Annotated in this window: 16 protein-coding genes; 6 read left to right on the top strand and 10 right to left on the bottom strand. The window is 69.3% G+C overall.

Translation table 11 applies throughout. From position 1 onward, the window contains the following. Positions 1-43: 43 nt before the first annotated feature. On the bottom strand, positions 44-2,500 hold the full coding sequence (locus ARC20_RS08470; protein WP_057646345.1) for a mechanosensitive ion channel domain-containing protein: 2,457 nt from the start codon (positions 2,498-2,500) through the stop codon (positions 44-46). A 256-nt stretch (positions 2,501-2,756) separates the two neighbouring features. Between ARC20_RS08470 and ARC20_RS08465 the strand changes: the two genes are divergently transcribed. Both ARC20_RS08465 and ARC20_RS08460 read left to right on the top strand, forming a co-directional pair. Beyond that, complete coding sequence (locus ARC20_RS08465) at positions 2,757-4,001, top strand: putative DNA modification/repair radical SAM protein (RefSeq protein WP_057646344.1); 1,245 nt, start codon at positions 2,757-2,759, stop codon at positions 3,999-4,001. Positions 4,002-4,007: 6 nt separating this feature from the next. Beyond that, positions 4,008-5,450: a UdgX family uracil-DNA binding protein gene (locus tag ARC20_RS08460; RefSeq protein ID WP_057646343.1), complete on the top strand. Its 1,443-nt coding sequence runs from the start codon at positions 4,008-4,010 to the stop codon at positions 5,448-5,450. Positions 5,451-5,465: 15 nt separating this feature from the next. Here the strand turns inward: ARC20_RS08460 and def are convergent, their stop codons facing one another. The 5 genes from def to ARC20_RS08435 form a co-directional block, all read right to left on the bottom strand. Next, complete coding sequence (def, locus tag ARC20_RS08455; protein ID WP_057646342.1) at positions 5,466-5,978, bottom strand: peptide deformylase; 513 nt, start codon at positions 5,976-5,978, stop codon at positions 5,466-5,468. Between the two features lie 65 nt (positions 5,979-6,043). Further along, positions 6,044-6,574 carry a lactoylglutathione lyase gene (gloA, locus tag ARC20_RS08450; RefSeq protein WP_057646341.1) on the bottom strand — a complete coding sequence of 177 codons (531 nt, stop codon included), beginning with the start codon at positions 6,572-6,574 and terminating at the stop codon, positions 6,044-6,046. A 91-nt stretch (positions 6,575-6,665) separates the two neighbouring features. Next, positions 6,666-7,634 (bottom strand): copper resistance protein B, encoded by a 969-nt coding sequence (locus ARC20_RS08445; RefSeq protein ID WP_057646340.1) that lies wholly within the window; start codon positions 7,632-7,634, stop codon positions 6,666-6,668. Next, positions 7,631-9,382: a copper resistance system multicopper oxidase gene (locus tag ARC20_RS08440; RefSeq protein ID WP_057646339.1), complete on the bottom strand. Its 1,752-nt coding sequence runs from the start codon at positions 9,380-9,382 to the stop codon at positions 7,631-7,633. The genes ARC20_RS08445 and ARC20_RS08440 overlap by 4 nt, the downstream gene beginning before the upstream one ends. Positions 9,383-9,496: 114 nt before the next feature. Next, complete coding sequence (locus tag ARC20_RS08435) at positions 9,497-9,889, bottom strand: CopL family metal-binding regulatory protein (RefSeq protein WP_057646338.1); 393 nt, start codon at positions 9,887-9,889, stop codon at positions 9,497-9,499. 106 nt (positions 9,890-9,995) lie between these two features. On the opposite strand from ARC20_RS08435, the gene ARC20_RS08430 reads away from it, so the two are divergent. Both ARC20_RS08430 and ARC20_RS08425 read left to right on the top strand, forming a co-directional pair. Continuing rightward, entirely contained in the window at positions 9,996-11,102 is a 1,107-nt protein-coding gene (locus tag ARC20_RS08430; protein ID WP_057646337.1) for a PLP-dependent cysteine synthase family protein, read from the top strand. 46 nt (positions 11,103-11,148) lie between these two features. Then, positions 11,149-13,173 (top strand): M3 family metallopeptidase, encoded by a 2,025-nt coding sequence (locus ARC20_RS08425; RefSeq protein WP_057646336.1) that lies wholly within the window; start codon positions 11,149-11,151, stop codon positions 13,171-13,173. Positions 13,174-13,216: 43 nt separating this feature from the next. Here ARC20_RS08425 and fabB read toward each other — a convergent pair whose 3' ends face one another. Then, positions 13,217-14,428, bottom strand: a complete 1,212-nt coding sequence (gene fabB / locus ARC20_RS08420) for a beta-ketoacyl-ACP synthase I (protein WP_057646335.1) — start codon at positions 14,426-14,428, stop codon at positions 13,217-13,219. A 2-nt stretch (positions 14,429-14,430) separates the two neighbouring features. Next, positions 14,431-14,946, bottom strand: coding sequence for a 3-hydroxyacyl-[acyl-carrier-protein] dehydratase FabA (gene fabA, locus ARC20_RS08415; protein WP_057646334.1), 516 nt, complete (start codon positions 14,944-14,946; stop codon positions 14,431-14,433). 214 nt (positions 14,947-15,160) lie between these two features. On the opposite strand from fabA, the gene dinB reads away from it, so the two are divergent. Further along, the gene (gene dinB, locus ARC20_RS08410; protein WP_057646333.1) at positions 15,161-16,246 is read left to right on the top strand and encodes a DNA polymerase IV; all 1,086 of its coding nucleotides are present in this window, start codon (positions 15,161-15,163) and stop codon (positions 16,244-16,246) included. Between the two features lie 40 nt (positions 16,247-16,286). Continuing rightward, on the top strand, positions 16,287-16,949 hold the full coding sequence (gene gph, locus ARC20_RS08405) for a phosphoglycolate phosphatase (RefSeq protein WP_057646332.1): 663 nt from the start codon (positions 16,287-16,289) through the stop codon (positions 16,947-16,949). Between the two features lie 7 nt (positions 16,950-16,956). Here gph and ARC20_RS08400 read toward each other — a convergent pair whose 3' ends face one another. Together ARC20_RS08400 and ARC20_RS08395 are read right to left on the bottom strand one after the other, a co-directional pair. Further along, positions 16,957-17,340, bottom strand: coding sequence for a TfoX/Sxy family protein (locus ARC20_RS08400; RefSeq protein ID WP_057646331.1), 384 nt, complete (start codon positions 17,338-17,340; stop codon positions 16,957-16,959). After that, the gene (locus ARC20_RS08395; protein ID WP_057646330.1) at positions 17,337-17,819 is read right to left on the bottom strand and encodes a GAF domain-containing protein; all 483 of its coding nucleotides are present in this window, start codon (positions 17,817-17,819) and stop codon (positions 17,337-17,339) included. The genes ARC20_RS08400 and ARC20_RS08395 overlap by 4 nt, the downstream gene beginning before the upstream one ends. Between the last annotated feature and the right edge of the window lie 54 nt (positions 17,820-17,873).

Raw genomic sequence — 17,873 nt, 5'->3', positions numbered from 1 at the left:
GCGGGAAGTGAGGCCGTCTTTCTGCTGGGAGGCCGTGCCCGCCTCAAGAAGGCTGCGAGTTCCCTTTGGCGTCGGGGTCGTCCCGCGGGTCGACCCGCACGCCGCCATGCAGGTGCACGTCCTGCTGCGGAAACGGGATTTCGATGCCGGCCTGCGCCAGCGCCTCGTAGATGCGCGCGTGCAACGCGCTGCGCAGTTCGGCGAAATGGTCGTAGTCCGGCGTCCAGGCGCGCACCACGAAATCCAGCGAGCTGGCGCCGAAGCCGGAGAACAGCACGCTCACCGGCGGGGTACTGGCAATGCCCGGCGTCTGCGTTGCGGTGGCCTCCAGCAGCTCGGCCACCTGGCGGGCATCGCTGCCGTACGCCACCCCGACGGGGACCTCGATCCGCCGGCTGCGATCGAACAGCGTCCAGTTGGTGAGCCGGTCGGACAGCAGCGTGCCGTTCGGCACGATCACGTCGGCACCGTCGAACGTGCGGATACGCGTGGCGCGCAGGCCGATCTCGCGTACGCGCCCGGAGGTGGGCCCCACGTCGATGACATCGCCCGGCTGCACCGGCCGTTCGAACATCAGGATCAGGCCAGAAACGAAGTTGTTCACCACGTTCTGCAGGCCGAAGCCGATGCCCACGCCCAGCGCGCCGAAGATCAGCGCCAGCTGGCTGGTCTTGAAGCCGGCGATGGACAGCGCGCCCAACAGGCCCAGCAGCAGCACGCCGTAGTACGCCAGCGAGGCCACGCTGTTGGCGGTGCCGCGTTGCAGCTTCAGGCGGCTGTCGGCGACCTCGTGCAGCACCAGGCGCGTCGCCTTCGCCGCCCAGAACGCGATCACCGTGGCGACCACGAACAGCAGGATGTGGCCCAGCGACAGGCTGAAGTCCCCGATGGCGAATTCATGCCCGAGCACTCGCCGCGCCAACGTGTACAGCGGACGCAGGATGCGGAAGCTCTCCATCGCATACAGCCCCCAGCCGATCATCGCCGCGCCTACGGTCAGCCCGAACAACCACGACACCAGTGGCGGCGCATGTTCCGGCGCCACCCGGAAACGCGAGGCGCCGGGGCGGCCCAGCAGCAGCTGCAGCAGCGTGGTCACGACGTTGACCATCACGTACAGCACCAACCCGAAGTACGCGCTGTAGATCACGCCATCGAGCAGCATTTCGGCCAACGAGACGTTGCCGGCGATGTTGCAGGCCACGGAGACCAGCAACAGGCCCGAGGCAAACCAGGCCGCACCGCGCAGCCAGCGGCCGAGCCGCCCCTGCAGGCCATGGCCACGACGCCGTGAGCGCCACAGCAGCCACCACGTCGCCGCCAGGGCCAGCAGTGCCAGCGCCAGCGAGAACACGCGGTACACCAGCGCGCTGCCCATGAAGATCGCGCCGAAGCTCGCGACCAGGTACAGGATCGTCGCCACGTACGGCCACACGTCCAGCAGCTCGCGATGCCCCGGCGGCAGCAGGCGCAGCACCGGGATCAGCGCGATCATCATCGCGATCTGCCGGATCAGCAGCGGCGCGTCCTGTTCGATTACCAGCAGCGCGGCGACACAGAGCAGCAACCACGACGACCATGGACGGCTCATCACCCGCGCCGCGACCGGGCTCATCTCGCCGGCGCCGATCGCGCGCCGGCTCACGTGTGACAGCCACAGCAGCACGGGCAGCATCAGCAGCTGCAGCAGGTTGAGCAGCAGGCGCTGGGCGCCGGTCTCCTCGGTGTAGGCGGCGGCGAAGTCGGCTTCGATCTGCAGGCTCGAACTGATCACCTCGCCCGCGCGCGAGGCTTCCTGCGGCGCGGCATGCGCGCGCCAGATCGGCGGCGCATCGATGTGCAGGAGCTGGCGGTCGATGCGCTCGATGGCCTGGGTGACGCGGTCCTGCCCCTGTTGCAGGCGCACGTCCAGGCCGTTGGCGCGCTGGCCCAGCGCAATCTGCTGCGTCATCACCGTGGAGAGGGCCGTGTCGGCCTGTTCCAGTTGCTGGCGCACCTGCGTGATGCGGGCGCTCAATGCCGGCAGCTGGCTGGCCTGGCGGGCGTCGAGCGCATCCCACGCCGCGCGCCGCTCGGCCAGCAGCGAGGCATCGGCCAGGTAACCCGAGCGCGCATCGTTGAAGGTGTTGCGCCAGCGCTCGAAGCGCCGGCGGTCGAACGTCCAGTGCCGGGCGAGGCTCTCCAGCCGCATGATGGGCAAGGCCTGCAGGCGGCTCACGGGGAAGTCGGCGCTGCGCGTGTCCACCGAATCGGCGATCTTCTGCAGCGGTATCGCCATGGCCGCGGTGGGATCGGGTGCGGTCGCCAGTTGCAGGGCGGCCACGGCGAGGCGCTCGTCAGCGTCGGCGTGCTCGACGATTTCCTGCGCGGATATCGGTGGCGGAGGCTGCGCCGCCGTGGGCGCAGTCTGGGCGCTTGCCCACCCCGATACGCACAGCGCCACCGCCAACCACGCAGGCCAGGTGCGCTTCGGCAATGCGTTGCGGAATGCGCCGCGCATGCAGGTCACCGCACGCGCCGGTAGCGGACTTCGTTCTGCCGGTCGCCCGCCTGCGAGGTTGCCCCACCCTCGCGTGACTGGTCGATGTCGAACACGACCTTGCCCATCGCGTGTCCCCTCCCGTCGTGGGGTGATAGGGCACGTTCACGGGCGTGAAAGTCAAGTCGGGTGCCGGCGGCTGAACGCGTCAGGTGCCGACCGCGCCCACGCGGGGAGCGTCTCACGGATTGAGACGCGCGCTGTCCAGAGTTCGGCCATGAAGCTCACGGACAAACTGGCGGTGCTGGCCGACGCCGCGAAATACGATGCGTCGTGCGCTTCCAGTGGTGCGGACAAACGCCATTCGCTGGGGACCGGCGGAATCGGCAGCACCGAAGGCATGGGCATCTGCCATTCGTATACGCCCGACGGCCGCTGCGTGTCGCTGCTGAAGATCCTGCTGACCAACTTCTGCATTTTCGATTGCGCCTACTGCGTCAACCGCGTGTCCAGCAACGTCACCCGGGCGCGCTTCACCACGCAGGAGGTCGTGGCGTTGACGCTGGACTTCTACAAGCGCAACTACATCGAAGGGCTGTTCCTCTCCAGCGGCATCATCCGCGACAGCGACTACACGATGGAGCAACTGGTCGCGGTGGCACGCTCCCTGCGCGAACAGCACCGCTTCGCCGGCTACATCCACCTGAAGACCATTCCCGACGCGGCGCCCGAACTGCTCGCGGCCGCAGGTCGCTACGCGGACCGGCTCAGCATCAATATCGAATTGCCGACCGAAGGTGCCTTGGGGCGCCTGGCGCCGGAGAAGAGCCAGCCCCGGATCCGGGCCGCGATGGGCGAATTGCGCTGGCGCATCGAGGAAGGCGTCGAGGCGCGCAAGGCCACCGCGCGCGGCCGCCCCAAGCCTCCTCGCTTCGCGCCCGCCGGGCAGAGCACGCAGATGATCGTCGGCGCCGACGGCGAGGCGGACCGCACGATCCTGGCCACGTCGGACAACCTGTACGGCAACTTCCGGCTGCGGCGCGTGTACTACTCCGCTTTCAGCCCGATTCCGGATGCCTCCTCGCGCCTGCCATTGCAGGCGCCGCCGCTGCAGCGCGAAAACCGGCTCTACCAGGCCGACTGGCTGCTGCGGTTCTATGGCTTCTCCGTCGAAGAAATCGTGCCGGCGCAGTCTTCCGGCATGCTCGAGCTGGACGTGGATCCCAAGCTGGCATGGGCGCTGCGGCACCCGGAACAGTTCCCCGTCGATATCAATGCCGCCTCCCGCGAGATGCTGTTGCGCGTGCCTGGCCTGGGCACGCGCAGCGTGGGCCGCATCGTCACCGCGCGCCGGCATGGGCGCCTGCGCCTGGCCGACCTGCAACGCCTGCGGTTGCCGATGAAAAAAGTCACCCCTTTCGTCCGCGTGCTCGACCACCATCCACGCAAACAGTTGGACGACCCCGCGCGCCTGCGCGCCGCCCTGGCGCCCGCACCGCGGCAGGCCGGCCTGTTCGACTGAGCGGCGATGCACTTCCTCCCTGTCGAACCCCAGTGGGACGCTGGCATATGGCGTGCGCGGGCACGCGAGGCGCTGCGTGCGGGCTGGCCGCCCGAATCGGTCCGGTGGGAGGGGGCGACGCAGGCCGGGCTGGCCTTTGCGTCCTCCGGGGAGGTGGCGGACGGGCCAGCAGCACCTGCCGGGCTGCGCGTGCCGCGCGACTTCATTGCATTGGCCGAAGCGGTGGCCTGCCACCAGGATCCGCAACGCCACGCCCTGCTGTATCGGGTCCTGTGGCGGATGGCGCATGGCGAGCCGCGGTTGATCGAGCGCGCGACGGACGTGGACGTGCATCGGCTGCGCGAGTTGGAAAAGGCCGTGCGTCGCGACTGCCACAAGATGAAGGCGTTCGTGCGCTTCCGTGCGCTGGCGGGCGAACCGGAGCGCTTCGTGGCCTGGTTCGAGCCGGCGCATTGGATCCTCGACCGCGTGGCCCCGTTCTTCGCCCGCCGCTTCGCGGGGATGCGATGGGCGATCCTGACCCCTTACCGCAGTGTGTGTTGGGACGACGGGCAGCTCCACTTCGGGGAAGGCTCCACCCGTGCCGCTGCCCCGGCCGACGACGAGCATGAATCGTTGTGGCGCACCTACTACGCGAACATCTTCAATCCGGCGCGGATCAATCCGCGGATGATGCGACAGGAGATGCCGCAGAAATACTGGAAACTGCTGCCGGAGGCGCAGCTGCTGCCGCTATTGATCCGCGACGCCGGCCCGCGCATGCAGGAGATGGCCGACCGCGCGCCCATGCCCGTGCGGCGCCGGCTACCGGATCGGCCGCGCGATGCGGCGGCGCCCGCCCCCGCGACCCTGGACGCCATGGCGCAGGATCTGGCGGCGTGCCGGCGCTGTCCGCTGTGGGAGCCGGCGACGCAGGCAGTGCGCGGCGAGGGGCCGTCCACCGCGCGCATCATGCTGGTCGGCGAGCAGCCGGGTGATGCCGAGGACCTGACCGGGCGTCCGTTCGTCGGGCCCGCCGGGCAACTGCTTGATGACGTGTTGCGAGGTCTCGGGCTGGACCGGCGCGCGATGTTCGTGACCAACGCGGTGAAGCACTTCCGCTTCGAGCAGCGTGGCAAGCGGCGCCTGCATCGCAACCCCGAGCGTGCGCATGTGCACGCGTGCGGTCCCTGGCTCCAGCGTGAGCTGGCGCTGGTGCAGCCGCGCGTCGTGGTCGCGCTCGGCGGCACGGCGGCACTGGCGTTGTTCGGCCCGGACTTCCGCCTTGCCGCGCAGCGGGGTCAATGGCAGCGGATGGAAAGTGGCGTGCGCGCCTTCGCGACCTATCACCCTTCCGCCGTGCTGCGGCAGCCGCCCCGGCAGCGGGATGCCTGGCGACAGATGCTGGCGGCGGACTTGGCCTTGCTGCAAGGCGAACCACTTCCCGCGCCCGCCACGGCCGTGCCATGAGCGCCGACGCTGCCGCTACAGCTCGTAGGACAGCACGTCCTCGAAGCCGAACTTGCTGAAGTCACGGATGCGCGAGGGATACAGCCGGCCGATCAGGTGGTCGTGCTCGTGCTGCACGACGCGCGCATGGAAGCCTTCGGCATCGCGCTCCAGCCACTGGCCGTCGGGCGTTTGGCCGCGGTAGCGGATCACGCGCCAGCGCGGGATCACCGCGCGCAGCCCGGGGATCGACAGGCAGCCTTCCCAGCCGTCTTCCAGTTCGTCGGACAGCGGCGTGATCTCCACGTTCGCCAGCGCGGTACGCGGCACCGCGGGCGCGTTGGGATAGCGGGCGCTCTGGTCGAAGCCGAACACCATCAGCTGCAGGTCCACGGCGATCTGCGGGGCGGCCAGGCCCACGCCGTTCGCGTCATCCATGGTCTCGAACATGTCGTCGACGAGCGTGCGCAGGTCGGCATCGAACACGGTAACGGGCGGGGCGATGCGCAGCAGGCGCGGATCGCCCATGCGGATGATGTCGCGGATCATGGCGGGGCTTCCGGGAGGCTCGCCCCATTCTAGAACGTCCGCGCCGGCACGCAGGCGAAGGCGGCTCAGCCCGCCAGCGGCGTGTTGGAAATGATCTCCACCCAGTAGCCGTCCGGATCCTTGATGAAAGCCAGGTGCTTCATGCGGCCGTCTTCCAGGCGCTTCTGGTACGGCACTTCCAACGCGTCGAAACGCGCGCAGGCGGCGTGGATGTCGGGCACCGACACGCAGATGTGGCCGAAGCCGCGCGGGTCGCTGTTGCCGTCGTGGTAGACGGGGCCTTCCTGCGTTTCGGTGCCGTGGTTGTGCGTGAGTTCCAGCACGCCGGGAATGCCGGCCATCCATACGCGGCGTTCGGCGTCATCCGTGGGGACCTGCGTGCCGGCCGGCAGCAGCGCCAGGAAGTAGAGGCTGAACTGCGCTTCGGGGAAATCGCGCTGGTCCAGCAGGCGGAAGCCGAGGACGCGCGTGTAGAAGTCCAGCGACTTCACGATGTCCTTGACCCGCAGCATGGTGTGGTTGAAGACGAAACCGGCGGTCTCGGCCGGGGGCTGCGCGGCGACGCCGGGCTGCTGCTGGATGTCCTTCAGGCTCATGGCAATACCTTCGTGTGCGGGGAGGGATGCGCCGGGCGCATCGGGCGTGCGGCCATTGTAACCGCCGCTTCCCGATGGCCCGGTGGAACACTCAGAACCAGAAGCGCACGCCGGCCACGAAGCGGCTCGCACGCGACGCCTCGCCGTCCGCTTCGGCCAGGCGCGCGGCGTCGCCGAAACGACGTTCGTGCTCCCAGCCGATGTAGGGCGCGAAACGCCGGCTGATTTCGTAGCGCAGGCGCAGGCCGACGCTGGCGCTGTCCAGGCCGCCGCCCTCGCCACGTTGCGCGTCCTCGTGGGCGGAGACGTTGGCCTCCAGGCGGGGTTGCAGGATCCAGCGCGAGGTCAGCAGCAAGGTGTACTCGCCTTCCACGCGCAATGCCGCGTCGCTGCCGTCGCCGATATAAGCCGTGGCCGAAAGCTCGAACTTGTACGGCGCCAGTCCCTGTATGCCGAAGGCCGCGCGCGTGCGCGAGGCGCCCGGAGCGAAATCCTGGCGAACGCCCGCCACCAGTTCCCACCACGGCGAGATCGCCCGGCCATACAGCAGCTCGGCGTCGGCCGAATGCGTGCGTCCGTCTTCGCGCTCGCCTTCGCTGCGCAGGCGCAGGCGGTGGATGTCGCCGCCATACCAGCCGTTGACCTCCCAGGCCTGGCCACTGCCGGCATCGCGGTCCCAGCCTTCCAGGCGATCGACGAGCAGGTAGTGCACGGGTGCGCCCGCGTGCGCATGGCTGCCGTGGAGCGTGGGGAAGGCTGCGGCGAGATCGTCGGCGGTGACCGGTGGAATCGGCGTGCGGGGCGCGCTGGACGAGTGGTCCATCTGCGAGTGGTCCATCCGCGAGTGGTCCATCTGCGAGTGGTCCATCTGCGAGTGGTCCATCTGCGAGTGGTCCATCTGCGAGTGGTCCATCTGCGAGTGGTCCATCTGCGAGTGGTCCATCTGCGACATGTCGTCGGCGGCGGCCGACGACGCCTGCCGCGCGGCGGCAGGATCCTGCGCCGCCGCCAGCGGCGCGGACAGCACCAGCCCGCAGGCCAGCAAGATTCGGGCGCTCATGCGTCCACCCGCACTTCCCGCATCATGCCGGCTTCCATGTGGTACAGCAGGTGGCAGTGGTAGGCCCAGCGCCCGAGCGCATCGGCACGCACGCGATAACTTCGCCGCGTGCCGGGCGGCATGTCGATGGTGTGCTTGCGCACCTGGAACGCGCCATGTTCGTCCTCCAGGTCGCTCCACATGCCGTGCAGGTGGATGGGGTGCTGCATCATCGTGTCGTTGACCAGCACGATGCGCAGCCGCTCGCCGTAGTTCAGCCGCAGCGGTTGCGCCGAAGCGAACGGCACGCCATCGAACGACCACGCGAAGCGCTCCATGTGGCCGGTGAGGTGCAGCTGGACCTCGCGCCCGGGTTCGCGGCCATCCGGATCCTCGAACACGCTGTGCAGGTCCGCATAGCGCAGCACGCGGCGGCCGTTGCCGCGCAGCCCGATGCCGGGGTCATCGAGCTTCGGCGAGGTCGCGTTGCTTTGCATGTCGACCAGCGGATTGCCGCGTTCGCTGGCCGGATGCGTCGTGGTCGCCATCGCATGGTCGTGCGACATCCCCGGCATCTCCATGCCCATCGCCGCGCCGCAGCCGCCTTCCATGCCCTTGTGCACGCCGCCCGCCATGTCGTGGCCCATGTCGGCCATGCTCAGCAGCGGGCGGCGATCCAGCGCCGGCACCGGTGCCTCCAGGCCATGGCGCACCGCCAGCGTGGCCCGCGCATGGCCGGTACGGCCCATGTCCTGCGCGAACACGGTGTAGGCATCCTGGCCGCCGGGTTCGACGATCACGTCGAACGTCTCCGCCGGCGCGATGCGGAACTCGTCCACCGTCACCGGATGCACGTACTGGCCATCGGCGGCGACCACGGTGAGTTTCAGGCCCGGGATGCGCACGTCGAAATACGTCATCGCCGCGCCGTTGATGAAGCGCAGCAGCACCTTCTCGCCCGGGCGGAACAGCCCGGTCCAGTTGCCGGCCGGCGAGGTGCCGTTGGCGAGGTAGGTATAGGTGTGGGCGTTGATGTCCGACAGGTCGGTGGGCGTCATCCGCATCCGGCCCCACAGGCCGCGGTCGGCCAGCGTCGCCGACAGGCCTGCCTCGCGCGCGTCGCGGAAGAAGTCGCCCACCGTGCGCTGGTAGGTGTTGTCGTGCATGGGCATCTGCTTCATGCGCCGGTACAGCGCGGCCGGGTCGAGGTCGGTCCAGTCGGAGAGCAGCACGACGTGCTCGCGGTCGTGGCGATACGGCGGCGGTTCCAGCGGGTCGATCACCAGCGCGCCGTACAGGCCGGACTGTTCCTGGAACATCGAATGGCTGTGGTACCAGTAGGTGCCCGACTGCCGCAGCGTGAAACGGTACTGGTACGCCTCGCCGGGCGCGATGCCATCGAAGCTCATGCCGGGCACGCCGTCCATGTTGGCGGGCAGCAGCAGGCCGTGCCAGTGGATCGAGGTGGGGGCGTCGCGCAGGGTGTTGGCCACGCGGACGGTCACCGTGTCGCCTTCGCGCCAGCGCAGCGTCGGCGCCGGCAGGCTGCCGTTGACGGTAATGGCCGAGCGTGCGCGGCCGGTGAAATCGACCGGCGCGCGGCCGATGGACAGGCGCAGGTCGTTGCCGCGCAACTCGGGCACGGCGGAGAGGTTGGCGGCACTGGCAGGCAGGCGCCACAGGCCGGTGCCGGCGGCAACGCCGCCCAGCGCCAGGCCCTGGACGAAGCGGCGCCGGCTGAGCGCGCCGCGAAGGACATCGTGGGTCATGAAGGCTCCATGCGCGGCCGGTCCCGGGGGAGGGGCCGCGCGATCACGGAAGAATCGTCGGGGAGGGCCGCACAGCGGCCACGGTCAACGGGCGGCTACTGCCGCCGGAGCGCTTCAGGCGATGGGAGGTCGGACGGGCTGGTAGGGCTGCGGCAGGCCGCGGTCATGCCGCAGGCTCGCGGCGGGGCCAGTGCCCGGCGGGGGCGACAGCGCCAGCGTGGCCGGCAGGCTGATGGAGGTGCCGCAGTGCTGCAGGCAATCGCACCCGGCATGGGCGCAGCAGCCGGCATCGTGCGCGCCGTGCTTGCTTGCGGCTTTGTCGATGTGACCGCCGTCATGGTGCATTGCTGCCATGGCATCGGCGGAAGGCGCGCCGTCGTGGCAGCCCTGCATGGCCATCTGCGGCGCGTCGGCCCGCACCCCGCCGGTAGCCTGCATGGCCCACGCGCCGCCGGCCGTATTGGCCAGCAGGGTGAGGCACAGCACCAGGCGGAGGAGCAGCGGCATGGCGGGGGATGGCGAAAATGAAGCCGAAGGATAGCACCCTGCCATGGCCCGGCCGGGCGGGGGAGGCGGGGCGTAGAATTGGATTTTTCTCAAACCATCGCCAGCCATGTCGCATCGTGAGTGGGTCAACGCGGCCATCCACAAGATCGAAGCGGACTTCAACCGCTCCGCCGATACCCATCTGATCCCGCTGGCGCTGCCCGGCTTTCCCGGCATCGACGTCTACTTCAAGGACGAATCCAGCCACCCCACGGGCAGCCTGAAGCACCGCCTGGCGCGCTCGCTGTTCCTCTACGCGCTGGCCAACGGCTGGCTGCGCGAGGGGCGGCCGGTGATCGAGGCGTCGAGCGGTTCGACCGCCGTCTCGGAAGCGTATTTCGCCCGCCTGCTCGGCCTGCCGTTCATCGCGGTGATCCCGGCCTCGACCTCGCCGGAGAAGATCGCCGCCATCGAGTTCCACGGCGGCCGCTGCCACCTGTGCGAACGCGCCTGCGACCTCAACGACACTTCCGAGCAGCTGGCCCGCGAGACCGGCGGCCATTTCATGGACCAGTTCACCTACGCCGAACGGGCCACCGACTGGCGCGCGAACAACAACATCGCCGAGTCGATCTTCAAGCAGATGGCCGAGGAGCCGCACCCGGTACCGGAATGGATCGTGTGCAGCCCGGGCACCGGCGGCACGGCGGCCACGCTCGGCCGCTATGTGCGCTATCGCCGGCACGAAACCCGCATCCTGTGCGCGGATCCGGAAGTGTCGGTGTTTTTCGACGGCTACCGCGGCGCGCTGGCCGGCGATGCGCAGGCGCGCCGCCTGGAAATCACCGGCGGCTCGCGCATCGAAGGCATCGGCCGCCCGCGCGTGGAGGCCAGCTTCATCCCCAGCTGCGTGGATGGCATGGTCAAGGTGCCCGATGACCTCAGCCTGGCCGCGATGCGCCACGTGAGCGCGCGGCTGGGCCGGCGCGTGGGCGGTTCGACCGGCACCAATTTCGTCGGCGTGCTGCTGGCCGCGCAGCAGATGCGCCAGGCCGGTCGTGGCGGCTCGATCGTCACCATCCTGTGCGATGCCGGCGAGCGCTACGCGCACAGCTACTACAACCCGGCCTGGTACGCCGAGCGCGGCATCGACGTGGCCGGCTGCGATGCGGTGGTCGCCGCGGCGGTGGGCGGCCACGGGCTGCCGGAATTGCCTTGCGCCTGGCAGGAATGACCGCCATATCTTGGTATCCCGTGAACGTTGCCCTGTTGGAGTCGCCATGAACAATCCGCTGCTCGATTTCTCCGGCCTGCCGCGCTTCGACGCCATCACGCCCGAGCATGTCGCGCCCGCCATCGACCAGCTGCTGGCCGAGGCCGAGGCGGCGGTGAAGCACGCCGAGCAGGTCGCGCCGGTGACGTGGGAAAGCTTCGTGGTGCCGCTGGACGACGCCACCGAGCGCCTGTGGCGCGCCTGGGGCCAGGTCGGCCACCTGCAGGCGGTGGTGAATACCCCGGCGCTGCGCGAGGCCTACAACGCCAACCTGCCGAAGGTGTCGCGCTTCGGCAGCGCGCTGGGGCAGAACCTGGCGCTGTATGCGCAGTACAAGCAGCTGGCCGCCGCGCCGGAAGCCGCGGGCTACGACGAGGCGCGCCGCAAGGTGATCGACAACGCACTGCGCGACTTCCGCCTGGGCGGCGCCGAACTCGACGATGCCGGCAAGCAGCGCTTCTCGGCGATCCAGGAGGAACTGTCGGCGCTGTCGGCGAAGTTCTCGCAGAACGTGCTCGACGCCACCGATGCGTGGTCGCTGCACGTCGAGGATGAAGCACGCCTGGCCGGCCTGCCGGCGGAAGTGCGCGCGGCCGCCCGTGCCGCTGCCGAAAAGGAGGGATTGGCCGGCTGGAAACTCACCCTGCAAATGCCGTGCTACCTGCCGGTGCAGGCCTACGCCGACGACCGCGAACTGCGCGCCACCCTGTATCGCGCCAATGCCGAGCGTGCCTCGGAGTTCGGCGACGCCACGCTGGACAACAGCGGCCACATCGAACGCATCCTGGCCCTGCGCGGCGAGCTGGCGGCGCTGCTGGGTTTCTCCAGCTACGCCGAATATTCCATCGCCACCAAGATGGCCAAGGACCCGGGCGAAGTGCTCGGTTTCCTGCGCGACCTTGCGGCGCGCGCGCTGCCGCATGCGCGGCGCGACCGCGCGGAGCTGGAAGACTTCGCGCGCGACGAGCTGGGGCTCGATGCGCTGGAAGCCTGGGACCTGGCCTATGCCAGCGAAAAATTGAAGCAGGCGCGCTACAGCTTTTCCGAGCAGGAGGTGAAGGCGTACTTCACCGAACCGAAGGTGCTGGCCGGGTTGTTCGGCCTGATCCAGTCGCTGTACGGCCTGCGCGTGGAGGCGGACACCGCGCCGGTGTGGCACCCGGACGTGCGCTTCTACCGGCTGGTGGATGAGAACGGCCAGCTCGTCGGCCAGTTCTACCTCGACCTGTATGCGCGCGAAGGCAAGCGCGGCGGCGCGTGGATGGACGATTGCCGCAACCGTCGCGACCGCGCGAGCGGCGCGCAGACGCCGCTGGTCTACCTGGTGTGCAACTTCGGCCGCGGCAGCGACGGCCAGCCGGCGACGTTCCGGCACAACGAGGTCACCACGCTGTTCCATGAAATGGGCCACGGCCTGCACCAGCTGCTGACGCGCATCGGCGAGCTCGGCGTGGCCGGCATCAATGGCGTGGAGTGGGACGCGGTGGAACTGCCCAGCCAGTTCATGGAGAACTTCTGCTGGGAATGGGATCGCGTGCAGGCGATGACGGCGCACGTGGAAACCGGCGCACCGCTGCCGCGCAACCTGTTCGAGCGCATGCTGGCCGCGCGCAATTTCCAGAGCGGCATGTTCACCGTGCGCCAGCTGGAATTCGCGCTGTTCGACATGCAGCTGCACAGTGCCTACGACCCCGCGCAAGACAGCGTGCTGCAGTTGCTGGAGCGCGTGCGCGACGAAGTGGCGGTGAACCGCCCGCCGGCCTGGAACCGCTTCCCGCACCAGTTCAGCCACATCTTTGCCGGCGGCTATGCGGCCGGCTACTACAGCTACAAGTGGGCCGAGGTGCTGAGCGCCGACGCGTACGCCGCGTTCGAGGAAGCGCCGGAGCAGGTGGCGGCCACCGGTGCGCGCTTCCGCGACGAGGTGCTTTCGCGCGGTGGCAGCCGCAGCGCGGCGGAGAACTTCCGTGCGTTCCGTGGCCGCGCGCCGCAGATCGACGCGCTGCTGCGCCACAGCGGCATGACCGGCTGAGGCCTGGAAGGAGGGCAGGCCATGGCCTGCCCTTCGTGCCGGATCAGCCCGGGCGGCCGAACACCAGCGCGGCGTTGGTGCCGCCGAAGCCGAAGCTGTTGGACATCACGGTGTCCAGCGTCGCCTGGCGGGTTTCGCGCAGGATCGGAAAGCCCTCGGCGCGCGGATCCAGCGCGTCGATGTGCGCCGAGCCGGCCATGAAGCCGTCGCGCAGCATCAGCAGCGAATAGATCGCCTCGTGCACGCTGGCCGCGCCGAGCGAATGGCCCGACAGCGCCTTGGTCGAGGACAGCGGCGGCACGTCCTGGCCGAATACCTCGCGCACCGCGTTCAACTCGGTGATGTCGCCCAGCGGCGTCGAGGTGCCGTGGGTGTTGAGGTAGTCGATGCGGCGGTTCACGCCGGCCATCGCCATGTGCATGCAGCGCACCGCGCCTTCGCCGGACGGCGCGACCATGTCGGCGCCGTCGGAGGTGACGCCGTAGCCGAGCAGCTCGGCATGGATGCGCGCGCCGCGCTTCACTGCGTGGTCGTAATCCTCCAGCACCAGCATGCCGCCGCCGGAGCCGATGACGAAGCCATCGCGCTCGGCGTCGTACGGACGCGAGGCGACCTGCGGACGGTCGTTGTAGCCGGTGGACAGCGCGCCCATCGCGTCGAACATCACGCTCATGGTCCAGTGCAGTTCCTCGCCGCCACCGGCGAAGACGATGTCCTGCGCGCCGTGGCGGATGAGGTCGGCGCCGGCGCCGATGCAGTGCGCGGAGGTCGCGCAGGCGGCGGAGATCGAATAGCTCAGGCCGCGGATCTTGAAGGCGGTCGCCAGCGAGGCCGACACCGCCGAGCACATCGTGCGCGGCACCATGTACGGGCCGACCTTGCGCACGCCACGCGCGCGCAGGATGTCGGCGGTCTCGACCTGCCACTGGCTGGAGCCGCCGCCGGAGCCGACGATCAGGCCGGTGCGCAGGTCGCTCACCTGCGCCTCGTCCAGGCCGGCGTCGGCGACGGCGTCGCGCATCGCCAGGTAGGCATAGGCCGAGGCATCGCCCATGAAGCGCTTGAGCTTGCGGTCGATCAAGGCATCGAGATCGAGCTCGACCTTGCCGCCGACCTGGCTGCGCAGGCCGACCTCGGCGTGGTCGGGCAGGTACTGCAGGCCGGAGCGGCCTTCGCGCAGCGCGCTGGACACGGTGTCCAGGTCGTTGCCCAGGCAGCTGGTGATGCCCATGCCGGTAATGACGACGCGACGCATGCTCAGAAGCCCTCGGTGGAAGTGAACAGGCCCACGCGCAGGTCCTTGGCGGTGTAGATCTCGCGCCCGTCGACCAGCATGCGCGCGTCGCTCTGCGCCATCACCAGCTTGCGGTTGATCACGCGCGCGATGTCGATCTCGTAGCGCACCAGCTTGGCATCGGGCAGCACCTGCCCGGTGAACTTCACCTCGCCCACGCCGAGCGCGCGGCCGCGGCCGGGCGCGCCCAGCCAGGTGAGGAAGAAGCCGGTGAGCTGCCACATCGCATCCAGGCCCAGGCAGCCCGGCATCACCGGGTCGCCGATGAAGTGGCAGCCGAAGAACCACAGGTCCGGGCGGATATCGAGCTCGGCCACGACCTGGCCCTTGCCGTGGGCACCGCCTTCCTCGGCGATGTGGACGATGCGGTCGAACATCAGCATCGGGTCGTTCGGCAGGCGGCCGGCGTTGGCGCCAAACAGTTCGCCACGCGCGCTGGCCAGCAACTGGTCGCGCGTATAGGCAGATTCGCGGGTCATGCGGAAGGTCTCGGGAAAACGCGCCCGTGCGGCGCGAAAGTGCGCCAGCCTGCACGACCGCATCGCAGCAAAGCAAACGCTTTTTTCCGTACGCAAGCGTAGTGTTTTGCGGCGATCTCGGGCAAAGCTTTGCGCCGCTTGGCGTGCGGCGGATCAGCGCACGGCGGCTGCATTATGATGGTGGGGCAACGTTCGCCGCCGTAGGGTTCCCGGGATGCGCAAGATCATTCACGTCGACATGGATGCGTTCTATGCGTCCGTGGAGCAGCGTGACGATCCTTCCCTGCGCGGCCGCCCGGTGGTGGTGGCCTGGAAGGGCGCGCGCTCGGTGGTCTGCGCGGCGTCCTACGAGGCGCGCAAGTTCGGCGTGCGCTCGGCGATGCCCGCGCTGCGCGCTGAACGGTTATGCCCGGAGGCGGTGTTCGTGCCGCCGGATTTCACGCGCTACAAGGCGGTGTCGCGGCAGGTGCGCGAGATCTTCCATCGGCAGACCGACCTGGTCGAGCCGCTGTCGCTGGACGAAGCCTATCTCGACGTCACCGAGGCCAAGAGCGGGATGACCGTGGCGACCGAGATCGCGCGGCTCGTACGCGAGCAGATCCGCGAGGAGACGCAGCTCACCGCTTCGGCCGGCATCGCGCCGAACAAGTTCCTCGCCAAGATCGCCTCGGACTGGCGCAAGCCCGATGGCCAGTTCGTGGTGCCGCCCTCGCGGGTGGAGGAGTTCCTCACGCCGCTGCCGGTGAACCGCATTCCCGGCGTGGGCAAGGTGATGGAGGGCAAGCTCACCGCGCTGGGCATCCATACTGTCGGCGACCTGCGGGCGCGTCCGCTGGAAGAACTGCAGGCGCACTTCGGCAGTTTCGGCCAGGGCTTGTACAACCGGGCGCGCGGTGTCGACGAACGCCCGGTGGAGCCGCACCAGGAAGTGCAGCAGGTCTCTTCCGAGGACACGTTCGTGGAGGATCTTCCGCTGGATGCGTTGGGGCCGGAAATCGCGCGCCTGGCCGAGCGCACGTGGGCGGCGACCGAGCGCACCGGTCGCGTCGGGCGCACGGTCGTGCTGAAGCTCAAGACTTCGCAGTTCCGCATCCTTACCCGCAGCCTCACGCCCGAGCGTGCGCCGGCTTCGGCGCAGGAACTGGTGGAGATCGCGCAGGCGCTCGTGCAGCGCGTGCAGTTGCCGGACAGCACGCGCTACCGGCTGGTGGGCGTCGGTGTCTCCGGCTTCGCCGGACAGGACGAGGACGAAGTGGTGCAGGGCGAGCTGTTCGCCAGTGAAGCGATGGGCGATCACTGAGGCTGTCTTACACTGTGGCGCCCCACGTCGCGCGCACCGCATGAGCTATCCGTTTCCGCTGGTGATCTTCGACCTCGACGGCACGCTGGTCGACAGCCTGTCCGATATCGCCGAGGCCCTCAATCTCACGCTGGCGGATCTGTCGCTGCCGCAGGTCGATGAAGCGACCGTGCGCGGCTGGATCGGCGAGGGCGTGCGTTCGCTGGTGGGCAGCGCATTGCAGGCCGCGCAGGCAAAGGTGCCGCTGGACAAGGTGATGCCGGGTTTCATGCGTCACTACGGCGAATGCCTGCTGCATCACCCGCGCCTGTATCCCGGGGCAGCGTCCGCGCTGGAAGGCTTGCATGCGCGCGGCGTGACCTTGGCGATCTGCACGAACAAGCCTTCGCGCTTCGTCGAGCCGCTGCTGGAACACCTCGGCGTCGCCGGCTATTTCGCCGCCGTGCTGGGCGGGGATTCCCTGCCGGAACGCAAGCCGGCGGCCGCGCCGCTGCTGCATCTATGCACGCAGTTCGGGCACGCCCCGACGGAAGCCTTGATGGTGGGGGATTCGGCGGTGGATGCCGCGGCCGCGAATGCGGCGGGCGTGCCGCTGGCGCTGGTGCGCTACGGCTACCTGCGCGGCCTGGACCCGGCGCATTCGGGCGCGCGCTGGGTGATGGACGACCTGCAGGAACTGCTGCGCCTCGATACCGCGCGCTGACGCGGGCTCAGTCGGCTTCCGGGTCGTCGCTGTCCGCGTCGTTATCGGCGTCGGCATCCGCCGGGCCGGCGTCTTCGTCGACATAGCGGGTGGTCGAAACCGGGCCGCCTACCGGCGTGCCGCGCGGCGCGGGCAGCTGCGCGCTGGCCTGCTCCAGTTCGGCCAGCAGCTGGTGGCGGCGGTCTTCGGGGATTTCCTGCCAGTGGCTGCCCACCAGCGCGCCTTCCAGCGAGTAGAGCAGGTTGAGGCTGGGCTTGAAGCCCGCGCGTCGCACCTTGAGGAACGCGCCCACCGCGCCGGTGGCCTGCAGGTCCTCGACGCTGCGCAACCCGACCTGCCGCAGCCAGGCCGCGCTCTTGGGGCCGATGTTGCGCAGGCGTTCGGTACTCACGCCAGGCTGTCCACGAAGACCCGTGCGATGGCTTCCAGTCCGCGCTGGTCGTCTTCGTCGAAACGCGCCAGCTCCGGGCTGTCGAGGTCGAGCACGCCGACCAGCGTATCGCCCTTCACCAGCGGCACGACCAGCTCCGAACGCGAGGCCGAATCGCAGGCGATGTGGCCAGGGAAGGCGTCGACGTCCTCGATGCGCTGGGTCTGGCGGGTACGGGCGGCGGCACCGCACACGCCCTTGTCGAGCGGGATGCGCACGCAGGCCGGCAGGCCCTGGAACGGACCAACCACCAGTTCCTGTCCGTCGTACAGATAGAAACCGGCCCAGTTGAGGCTGGGCAGCGAGTTGAAGATCAGCGCCGCCAGGTTCGCGGCATTGGCGATGCGGTCGCGTTCGCCGTGCACCAGCGCCTGTGCCTGGGCCTGCAGCTGTGCGTACTGTTCCGGCTTGCTGCCGGTGAGCGTGGAAGAGGTGAACATGCTGGCAGTCTAGCAGCGCGGGCCGGCGCCACTGACGCCACGCCCGGGACGGCT

This window comes from Stenotrophomonas panacihumi, assembly GCF_001431645.1.
Classification (GTDB): domain Bacteria; phylum Pseudomonadota; class Gammaproteobacteria; order Xanthomonadales; family Xanthomonadaceae; genus Stenotrophomonas_A; species Stenotrophomonas_A panacihumi.
The sequence above is the reverse complement of the archived record's forward strand: the minus strand, read 5'-3'. Positions and strand labels throughout refer to the sequence as shown.